We start from the raw sequence: 8,515 nt of genomic DNA, 5'->3' as shown, positions 1-8,515 counted from the left end.
TGAGCGCCTGGAACCGCAGCGACCTGGCCTTCACCCTGCAGCCGATGGAGCGGCTGGCGCAGCTGGTGATCGTGCCGGTGATGCAGGCCAAGTTCAATGTGGTGGATGAGTTTCCCGCCACCGAGCGCGGCGCCGGCGGCTACGGCTCGACCGGCAAGCACTGAGCTGCTGCGCGGCGGTGGCCCGCGCCCGGCCCGTCATCGGCCGGCTCCTACGCCCGGCCACCCGCGTTCTTACAGGAATGCGCGGCGATCCCTGCGGCCCAGGTCGGGGAACCTGACTCTTTAATCGTTCGTACGAGGCGCAGCCGCTGGCTGTGCCGTCTGTAGAACAAGGAGAGTCCAATGCGAATTCCGCGTCTTGCCCACGTCGCGACCGGTTCGGCCCTGGTGGCCAGCCTGGCCGCGTGCGGCTACAACCCCACGCTGCCCAATGCGGTCGGCGCCTATCCGGCGACGTCCGCGCCGGCCGCCGCCGGACTCGAATACGGCCGCGTGACCAACATCCAGTACTTCCCGGGCGGCGCCACGGCGTCCAGCGGCGTCAACGTGCCGGGCGCCATCATCGGCGCAGTGGCCGGCGCCGTCATCGGCAACCAGGTCGGACGCTCGGTCGGCGGCACCAGCACGCGGGATACGGCGGCGGTGCTCGGCGGCGTCGGCGGCGCGGTGGTCGGCAGCCAGGTCGGCCGCGGCGCGGCCACCGGCACCGGTCCGGTCTACCGCGTCACGGTGCAGACCGACCAGGGCGGCACGCGCGTCTACGACGTGCCGTCCTCGGGCGACCTGCGCATCGGCGATCGCGTGCGCGTCGACAACGGCGTGATCTATCACATCTAACCAGGAGCACCACATGAACTCGAAATTCCGCTTCCTTCCCCTGGCCGGCGTGGTCACGCTGGCCGCCGCCATGACCGCCTGCTCGACGGTCGACCTGTACGGCAACCCGGCGCCGGTGACGTCCTCGGCGTCGCCGGCCTATTCGACCACGGCCCAGGTGCCGGTCGTCGAGTACGGCCGCGTGACCAACGTGTCGCTGGTCAGCGGCACGCCGGTGGCGCCTTCGAGCGGCCGCAACATCGCGGGCACGGCCATCGGCGCGATCGTCGGCGGCCTGCTGGGCAGCCAGGTCGGTGGCGGCTCGGGCCGCACCGCGGCGACGGTCCTGGGCGCGGTCGGCGGCGCGGTCGCCGGCAACCGGATCGCCCAGAACACGGCGCCTGCGGGCACCACCGCCACCACCAACCCGGTCTACCGGATCGAAGTGCAGACCGACCAGGGCGCGGTTCGCACCTATGACGTCAGCGCCACCGGCGACCTGCGCCCGGGCGACCGCGTCCGCATCGAAAACGGCGTGATCTACCTGGCCTGAGCGCCGAGGTGAACGGGGCCGCCCCGGCGCACACGCGCCGCGGCGGCCCTTTTCTTCGGCTCAGTGCAGCAGCCCGCCGTCCGGCGCGGCGCGCTGCACCTTGAAGAAGCCGGTCCCGGCCGAGCCGCGCCCGATCTCTTCCTCGGTCGCCTCGCGCACCTGCTCCACTTTCAGGTGCAGCCGGATCGCGATGCCGGCCAGCGGATGGTTGCCGTCGACGACCACGTGGTCGGGGTAGATCTCGGTGACGGTGTAGATCAGGTCCTTGGGCGCGTCGGGATGGGCGCCGGCGGGCAGGCCCTCGAAGGTCATGCCTTCCTCGAGCTCCGCGGGGAAGAGGCTGCGCGACTCGAGGAACACGAGCTGCTCGTCGTAGTCCCCGAACGCCTCTTCCGGTTCGAGGTGCAGATCGAGCTGGTCGCCGGGCACGTGGCCCTGCAGCGCTTCCTCGACCCGCGCGAGCAGATCCTCGCCGCCGACGAGAAACTCGACCGGCTCCTTGAGTTCGTCCAGCACTTCGCCCAGTGTGTCCTGCAGCGACCACGTGAGGGCGACCACGCATTGCGGGGTGATTTCCATAGGAGAATTGTGGCACCTCCCGATGGACATCACACAAGCGCTCCCCCTGCTCGGCGGCCTGACGCCGGACCAATTCATGCAACGCCATTGGCAAAAGCGCCCGCTGCTGGTGCGCGGCGCGCTGCCTGGCCTGCGCCCGTTGCTGTCGCGCGCCGAGCTGTTCGGCCTGGCCGAACGCGATGAGGTCGAGTCGCGACTGGTCGCGCGCGCGGGCCGGCAGTGGCAGTTCCGGCGCGGACCGTTCCGCCGGCGCAGCCTGCCGCCGCTCGCGCAGCCGAACTGGACGCTGCTGGTGCAGGGCGTGGACCTGCATGACGAGCGCGCGCACCACCTGCTGTCGCGGTTCAGGTTCGTGCCGCAGGCGCGGCTCGACGACCTGATGATCAGCTACGCCAGCGACGGCGGCGGGGTCGGGCCGCATTTCGACAGCTACGACGTGTTCCTGCTGCAGGTGCAGGGCCGGCGGCGCTGGCGCATCGGCCGCCAGCAGGACCTCGCGCTGCTGCCCGACATGCCGCTGAAGATCCTGGCCAACTTCGAGCCGGAGCAGGAGTGGCTGCTGGAGCCCGGCGACATGCTGTACCTGCCGCCGCGCTACGCGCACGACGGCATCGCCGTCGGCGAGTGCCAGACCTACTCCGTCGGTTTCCGCTCGCCGGCCGGCGCCGAGCTCGCGCGGGAATTGCTGCAGCGGCTGTCGGAAGACGCGGCCGAACGCGCGGGCGGGCAGCTGTACCGCGATCCGAAGCAGCCCGCCACCGGCACGCCCGGCGCCATTCCGGGCGAGCTGCAGCAGTTCGCGCGCGAGGCGCTGCAGGCTGCGCTGGCCGAGCCGCACGCGGTGGAGCGCGCGCTCGGCGAGCACCTGAGCGAGCCCAAGCCGAGCGTCTGGTTCGAGGCCGCGCCGCCGGCGGACATCGGCGCCGGCGTGAGGCTCGATCGCCGCACCCGCATGATGTACGACGGCCGCCACGTCTTCATCAACGGCGAGAGCTATCGCGCCGCCGGACGCGACGCGACGCTGATGCGGCGCCTGGCCGACCAGCGGCACCTGGACGCCGCGCAGCTCGCCGGGGCCAGCGACGCCGCCCGCGGGCTGCTCGCGTCGTGGCAGCAGGCGGGCTGGCTGCAGCCGTTGGCGGAGCCCAGGTGACGGCCGCCGCCGCTGCCAGCGCGCCGCTGCCGGCCGGCCGCTTCGAAGGCCGCGCCGCCTTCGAGCAACTGGTGCGCGACGCGCTGGCCACCGCCGCGCGCGAGGGCTGGCGCGAAATCGTCCTCAGCGATCCCGACTTCGGCGACTGGCCGCTCGGCGAGCGCGCCGTGGCCGAGACGCTGCAGGCCTGGTCGGCGAGCGGCCGCCGCTGCACGCTGCTGGCGCGCCGCTTCGACGAGGTGGCGCGGCGCCACGCCCGCTTCGTCACCTGGCGCATCACCTGGTCGCACATCATCGAAGCCAGGGCCTGCCGCGCCGCCGACCCGGCGGAGCTGCCCAGTGCCATCTGGAGCCCGGGCTGGGTGCTGCAGCGCATCGACCTGGAGCGCTGCATCGGCTACGCGGGCAGCGAGCCCGAGCGGCGGCTCATGCTGCACGAAGCCCTGCAAGGATGGCTCCGGCGCAGCTCGCCGTCGTTTCCCGCCAACACTCTTGGGCTTTGAGCGGTTCAAACCTAGGGGACTCCCTTAAGGGTTTGTGGGGTATTGGTTGTTCGGACCTATAATTTCGTGCTGAACGGCAGGGGCTCGAGTACCTGCGTTCGGGTCACAACCGGCCATCCCGCCGAACTGACATTTCCGGAAATCGTTTAGTCCCAGAGAAGGAACCTTGAAATGAAGAAATCGCTCGTCTTGGCCACCCTGGTTGCCGCCGTCGCGCTCGCCGCCTGTGGCAAGAAGGAAGAACCCGCGCCGGCGCCCGCGCCCGCTCCTGCTGCTGCCCCCGCGCCGGCTCCCGCCGCCGCTCCGGCTGCTGCCGACGCCGCTGCTGGCGCTGCTTCGGCTGCCGCCGCCGCTGCTGCCGGCGCCGCGAACGCCGCTTCCGCTGCCGCTGCCCCCGCTTCGGCTGCCTCGGGCACGAAGTAATCCGGCCCACCGGCATCAAGAAGCCGCCCTCGGGCGGCTTTTTTCATGGGCGCGCGGCCGGCCTGCCTACGCGGTGAGCCAGTCGCAGCCGCTGCCCGCATCGGCCACGTAGATGTCGGCCGGGCCGCAGCCGAGGGCCGCGGCCAGCGCGCTGCGGGCCAGGTCGGGACGGTTGTTCTGCTCGCTCAGATGGGCCGCCACCACCTGCTTGAGGCCGCGCGGCTGCAAGGCCGCCGCAATCGCCGCGGCGGCGCTGTTCGCCAGGTGGCCCCAGGCGCCGGCGACGCGCCGCTTCAGGAACGGCGGGTAGCCCGACGCGGCCAGCAGGTCGGGGTCGTGGTTGCATTCGAGCAGCAGCGTGTCGCAGCCGGCGAGCTGGTCCAGCACGTGGCTGCTGGCGTGGCCCATGTCGGTGGCGACGCCCAGCCGCCGGTTGCCGTCGGTGCAGGTGAGCTGCAGCGGCTCGCGCGCGTCATGCGGCACGGTGAAGGGCAGCACTTCCAGGTCGCCGATCGGGATGTCGACCTCGTCGCAGGCGATGCGCAGCAGGCCCTCGAAGTCGGGCTTGCCGAGGGCGCTGTAGGTGCCATGGCTCATCCAGACCGGGATGCGCTCGCGCAGCGCGAGCTGGCGGGCGCAGCCGACGTGGTCGGAGTGCTCGTGGGTGATGAAGATGGCGTCGATCTGCTCGGCCAGCATGCCGGCGCGCGCGAGCCGCGTCTCGAGCTGGCGGATGCCCAGCCCGCAGTCGACCAGCAGGTGCGTGACGCGGCCGGGGCCGCCGGCCTGCACCACCGTGGCATTGCCGGTGCTGCCGCTGCCCAGCGACTTGAATCTGATCATGCGTCAAAGGACACGGGGCCGCGGCGCGGCCCGTGTCTCACCTTACTTCAGATCGTCCGCGATGACCTGCACGATGCGCTTGGCGGTGTCCGAGGCTTCGGGCGCGCCGTTGGCATTGAGCACGGAGACGGTGGTCGACTCGCCCTGGCTCTTGAGGCTGATGCGGTACTTCAGCGGCGCGCTGTCCTTGTCGGAGCTGAACAGCTTGGCCAGGAAGCCCTTCTCCTTCTTGTCCGCGCTCGGCTGCACGTAGCGCACGAAGTACGTGCCCTGCGCGCGGTCGCGGTCTTCCACCGTGAAGCCGGTGCGATCGAGCGCGAGGCCGACGCGGCGCCAGGCGCGGTCGAAGCCTTCGTCGATCTGCACCACCGGCGCGTTGCCGACCATGGCGACGCGCGAGGTCTGCTTTGGCGTGCCGGTGGCGACCAGCTGCTTGGTCTGCTCCTGCGGCACGCCCAGCTTGACCATCAGGCGGCGCAGGAACTCGGCTTCCAGCTCGGGATCGCTGGGCCGCGGCTGCCACACCGTCTGGTCCTTCTGGGTGTTGCTGTAGACCTCGATCATGCCGCGGTGGCTGACGTAGATCTCGGTGCCGCCGTTGGGCATGCGCTCCAGGCGGGTGCGGAACTTGTCGCGCTCCGAGGTGGAGTAGACCGAGTCCAGCAGCTTGCCCAGCGCGTTGCGCAGGAAGTCCTGCGGGATCTTGGCCCGGTTCTCGGCCCAGTCGGTTTCCATGATGCCCAGGGCGGCCTCGTCCTGCGCCATCAGGAAGCCGCTTTCCAGCCAGAAGTCGCGCACCGGGCCCCACAGCTGGTCGGCCGACCGGTTCACCACCAGCCAGCGCTGGGTGCCGGCACGCTCGATCCGCACGTCGCCCAGGGTGGTCGCGGCGGTGGGCAGCGACGGCGCGGCCTGGCCCATCTGGAAACTGCTGGCCGTGACGGCGCCGCCGGGGATCTGGTAGCGCGAATCGCGCGCCAGCTGGGTCAGGTCGGGCGGGACTTCCAGCGCGACGCCCTTGCCGGCGCTCTTGTAGTCGATCTTCTCGCCCTCGAACACCGAACAGGCCGACAGCGCCAGCGCGGCACACGCGGCCAGCACGCCCAGTCTTGCAGATTGCTTCACTTCATCCCCTCTGGATTGATTCTTCGGTTCAGGCCAGCAGGCCGCCCGCGCGCAGCGCGGCCTCGACGGCCGGCTCGTTCGACGCCGCCAGCGGCGTCATCGGCAGGCGCAGGGCGCCGCCGCACAAACCCATGCGGGCCATCGCCCACTTCACGGGAATCGGGTTCGCTTCCACGAACAGGTAGCGGTGCACCGGCATCAGCTTGCGCTGGATCGCCATCGCCTTCTTGGCGTCGCCGGCGATCGCCGCCATGCACAGCTCGTGCATCTGGCGCGGCGCGACGTTGGCGGTGACGCTGACGTTGCCCTGGCCGCCGCACAGCATCAGCGCCACCGCGGTCGGATCGTCACCGGAGTAGACGGAGAAGCCGGCGGGCACTTCCTGGATCAGCCACTGGGCCCGCTCCAGGTTGCCGGTCGCTTCCTTGATGCCGACGATGCCGGGCACCTGCGCCAGGCGCAGCACGGTGTCGTGCAGCAGGTCGGCCACCGTGCGGCCGGGCACGTTGTACAGGACCATCGGCAGGTCCACCGCTTCGGCGATCGCGCGGAAATGGCGGTACTGGCCTTCCTGGGTGGGCTTGTTGTAGTAGGGCACCACCTGCAGCTGGCAGTCGGCGCCGATCTTCTTCGCGTACTTGGCCAGCTCGATCGCTTCGGCGGTGGAGTTGGCGCCGCAGCCGGCCATGATCGGCACCCGGCCCTTGGCCTGCTCCACCGCGACGCGGATGATCTCGTGGTGTTCCTGCACGTCGACGGTGGGCGATTCGCCCGTCGTGCCGACGACGCCGATGCAGTCGGTGCCCTCGGCGATATGCCAGTCGACCAGCTTGCGCAAGGCCGGATAGTCCACGCTGCCGTCTTCGTGCATCGGCGTGACCAGTGCCACGATGCTGCCAGTAATCGGTGTCATGTGCGGATACTCGAGGGGAAACGGACATTCTACCCAGGCGTCCCCCCAGCCCGGCCGTGGTGTCGCGGCGCGGGTCGACTATTCGAGGCGGTGCCGCGGCAGGGCGCCGCCGGCCGTCCGCACCGCGGCGATGCGCTGCACGAAGCGCGGCGGCTCCTCGAGGAACCCGTCCTCGTAGGCGACGACGTGCAGGCCGTCCGCCAGCCGCAGCAGCTCGCCGTGCTGCAGCAGGAAGTCGGGCCGGGCGGGGCGGCCCACCGTCTCGTTGCCCAGGGCGAAGGTCTCGTAGATCAGCACGCCGCCGGGCGCGACGCTCTGGCGCAGGGCGGGAAAGACCGGCCGCCACAGGTAGTTGGTGACGACCACCGCGCCGAACGTGCGGCCGGGCAGCGGCCACGGGCTGCCGTCCTCGAGGTCCGCCGGCACCGCTTCGCCCAGGCCGCGGGCGGCTTCCAGCGCCTCGGGCGCGCGGTCGATCCCGGTGACCGGATGGCCGCGCCCGGCGAACCAGCGCATGTGGCGGCCCTGCCCGCAGGCGACGTCGAGCACCGCGGCGCCGGCCGGCACCAGGTGCGACCAGCGCTGGACCCAGGCGGAGGGGGATTCGGTACCGTGCATGTGTTTTCTCAGGCTCCAGGAAATGGCGGGCCGGCCCGGCCCTGCGGCCGACCGGGCGGCGCGGCCCGGCGGGGGCCAGCCCCGCCCGTCACCGGAAGCAGGCCCAGATCTGCTCCGAGAGGGCGACCATCATGGCCGGCCGCGTGTAGAGGACGAACACTGCCAGCAGCACGCCGATGGCCGCGGCGTAGGCGAGCAGCTTGCGGGCCGGCCGGTTCACGTCACGCGGCCTGCGGCAGCGCCCTGGCGATCGGCGCCTCGCGCACCGGCAGGTTGACGATCGCGGCGAACACGCCCAGGGCGATGGCGATGTACCACACCACGTCGTAGCTGCCGGTGCGGTCGTACAGGTAGCCGCCCAGCCAGACGCCCATGAACGAGCCGATCTGGTGGCTGAAGAACACGAACCCGCCCAGCATGGACAGGTGGGCGACGCCGAAGATCTGGGCCACCGTGGCGTTGGTCGGCGGCACCGTCGACAGCCACAGCAGCCCCATCACGCTGGCGAAGACGTAGACCGATGCCGGCGACAGCGGCGCCCACAGGAACAGCGCGATCGCCGCCGAGCGCGCCAGGTAGATGAACGCGAGGATCTTGCGGCGGGCCAGCCGCTGGCCGAGCGTGCCCGCGATGTAGGTGCCCAACACGTTGAACAGGCCGATCAGCGCCAGCGCGTAGCTGGCCACCTGCGGCGACAGGCCCTTGTCCTTCAGGTAGCTGGGCATGTGCACGCCGATGAACACGACCTGGAAGCCGCAGACGAAGTAGCCGGCCATCAGCAGCTGGAAGCTCGGGTACCTGAACGCCTCGCGCAGGGCCTGGGCGATGGTCTGCTCGCGGCGCGGCGCCGCGCCCGCGGCGAACCCCGGCTCGCGCAGGCCGTAGGACAGCGGCACCACCAGCAGCACCGCCACGGCAAGCGCCAGCAGCGCCGTCTGCCAGCCGAAGCCGCCGATCAGGAAACCTTCCACCGGCACCATCAGGAAC

General features: G+C 71.2%; 12 protein-coding genes and 1 pseudogene. 6 read left to right on the top strand and 7 right to left on the bottom strand.

What is annotated here, in order from left to right:
* The 3 genes and pseudogenes from VNT59_RS07940 to VNT59_RS07930 form a co-directional block, all read left to right on the top strand.
* Nucleotides 1–164 (top strand): annotated as a pseudogene (locus VNT59_RS07940) (dUTP diphosphatase); the annotation flags it as partial.
* Between the two features lie 180 nt (nt 165–344).
* Nucleotides 345–839: a glycine zipper 2TM domain-containing protein gene (locus tag VNT59_RS07935; protein WP_325497785.1), complete on the top strand. Its 495-nt coding sequence runs from the start codon at nt 345–347 to the stop codon at nt 837–839.
* A 13-nt stretch (nt 840–852) separates the two neighbouring features.
* Nucleotides 853–1,371, top strand: coding sequence for a glycine zipper 2TM domain-containing protein (locus VNT59_RS07930; protein WP_325497784.1), 519 nt, complete (start codon nt 853–855; stop codon nt 1,369–1,371).
* Nucleotides 1,372–1,431: 60 nt separating this feature from the next.
* Here VNT59_RS07930 and VNT59_RS07925 read toward each other — a convergent pair whose 3' ends face one another.
* Entirely contained in the window at nt 1,432–1,950 is a 519-nt protein-coding gene (locus VNT59_RS07925; protein ID WP_325497783.1) for an FKBP-type peptidyl-prolyl cis-trans isomerase, read from the bottom strand.
* Between the two features lie 22 nt (nt 1,951–1,972).
* On the opposite strand from VNT59_RS07925, the gene VNT59_RS07920 reads away from it, so the two are divergent.
* From VNT59_RS07920 to VNT59_RS07910, 3 genes are all read left to right on the top strand, one after another.
* Complete coding sequence (locus tag VNT59_RS07920; RefSeq protein WP_325497782.1) at nt 1,973–3,103, top strand: JmjC domain-containing protein; 1,131 nt, start codon at nt 1,973–1,975, stop codon at nt 3,101–3,103.
* Nucleotides 3,100–3,606: a hypothetical protein gene (locus VNT59_RS07915; protein WP_325497781.1), complete on the top strand. Its 507-nt coding sequence runs from the start codon at nt 3,100–3,102 to the stop codon at nt 3,604–3,606. The genes VNT59_RS07920 and VNT59_RS07915 overlap by 4 nt, the downstream gene beginning before the upstream one ends.
* 171 nt (nt 3,607–3,777) lie before the next feature.
* Nucleotides 3,778–4,029 carry a hypothetical protein gene (locus VNT59_RS07910; RefSeq protein WP_325497780.1) on the top strand — a complete coding sequence of 84 codons (252 nt, stop codon included), beginning with the start codon at nt 3,778–3,780 and terminating at the stop codon, nt 4,027–4,029.
* A 66-nt stretch (nt 4,030–4,095) separates the two neighbouring features.
* Here VNT59_RS07910 and VNT59_RS07905 read toward each other — a convergent pair whose 3' ends face one another.
* The 6 genes from VNT59_RS07905 to VNT59_RS07880 all read right to left on the bottom strand — a co-directional run.
* Entirely contained in the window at nt 4,096–4,872 is a 777-nt protein-coding gene (locus VNT59_RS07905) for an MBL fold metallo-hydrolase (RefSeq protein WP_325497779.1), read from the bottom strand.
* Between the two features lie 42 nt (nt 4,873–4,914).
* Nucleotides 4,915–5,997 carry an outer membrane protein assembly factor BamC gene (bamC, locus tag VNT59_RS07900; RefSeq protein WP_325497778.1) on the bottom strand — a complete coding sequence of 361 codons (1,083 nt, stop codon included), beginning with the start codon at nt 5,995–5,997 and terminating at the stop codon, nt 4,915–4,917.
* 28 nt (nt 5,998–6,025) lie between these two features.
* Nucleotides 6,026–6,910, bottom strand: a complete 885-nt coding sequence (gene dapA, locus VNT59_RS07895; RefSeq protein ID WP_325497777.1) for a 4-hydroxy-tetrahydrodipicolinate synthase — start codon at nt 6,908–6,910, stop codon at nt 6,026–6,028.
* Between the two features lie 78 nt (nt 6,911–6,988).
* Nucleotides 6,989–7,528 carry a class I SAM-dependent methyltransferase gene (locus VNT59_RS07890; protein ID WP_325497776.1) on the bottom strand — a complete coding sequence of 180 codons (540 nt, stop codon included), beginning with the start codon at nt 7,526–7,528 and terminating at the stop codon, nt 6,989–6,991.
* Between the two features lie 88 nt (nt 7,529–7,616).
* A complete protein-coding gene (locus tag VNT59_RS07885) occupies nt 7,617–7,748 on the bottom strand; it encodes a hypothetical protein (protein ID WP_325497775.1) in 132 nt (43 codons plus the stop codon).
* Nucleotide 7,749: 1 nt separating this feature from the next.
* Nucleotides 7,750–8,515: MFS transporter (locus VNT59_RS07880; protein ID WP_325497774.1), on the bottom strand; the 766-nt coding region annotated here is incomplete at its 5' end.

This window comes from Ramlibacter sp. (assembly GCF_035554825.1).
In the GTDB taxonomy this organism is placed as follows: domain Bacteria; phylum Pseudomonadota; class Gammaproteobacteria; order Burkholderiales; family Burkholderiaceae_C; genus Ramlibacter.
This window is presented reverse-complemented; position numbering and strand designations above follow the sequence as displayed.

Excerpts from the sequence above, each read along its gene's own strand:
- VNT59_RS07930 (WP_325497784.1), top strand. The coding sequence starts at position 853 with ATGAACTCGAAATTCCGCTTCCTTCCCCTGGCCGGCGTGGTCACGCTG.
- VNT59_RS07905 (WP_325497779.1), bottom strand. The coding sequence starts at position 4,872 with ATGATCAGATTCAAGTCGCTGGGCAGCGGCAGCACCGGCAATGCCACG.
- dapA (WP_325497777.1), bottom strand. The coding sequence starts at position 6,910 with ATGACACCGATTACTGGCAGCATCGTGGCACTGGTCACGCCGATGCAC.
- VNT59_RS07920 (WP_325497782.1), top strand. The coding sequence starts at position 1,973 with ATGGACATCACACAAGCGCTCCCCCTGCTCGGCGGCCTGACGCCGGAC.
- VNT59_RS07890 (WP_325497776.1), bottom strand. The coding sequence starts at position 7,528 with ATGCACGGTACCGAATCCCCCTCCGCCTGGGTCCAGCGCTGGTCGCAC.
- VNT59_RS07910 (WP_325497780.1), top strand. The coding sequence starts at position 3,778 with ATGAAGAAATCGCTCGTCTTGGCCACCCTGGTTGCCGCCGTCGCGCTC.
- VNT59_RS07935 (WP_325497785.1), top strand. The coding sequence starts at position 345 with ATGCGAATTCCGCGTCTTGCCCACGTCGCGACCGGTTCGGCCCTGGTG.
- VNT59_RS07925 (WP_325497783.1), bottom strand. The coding sequence starts at position 1,950 with ATGGAAATCACCCCGCAATGCGTGGTCGCCCTCACGTGGTCGCTGCAG.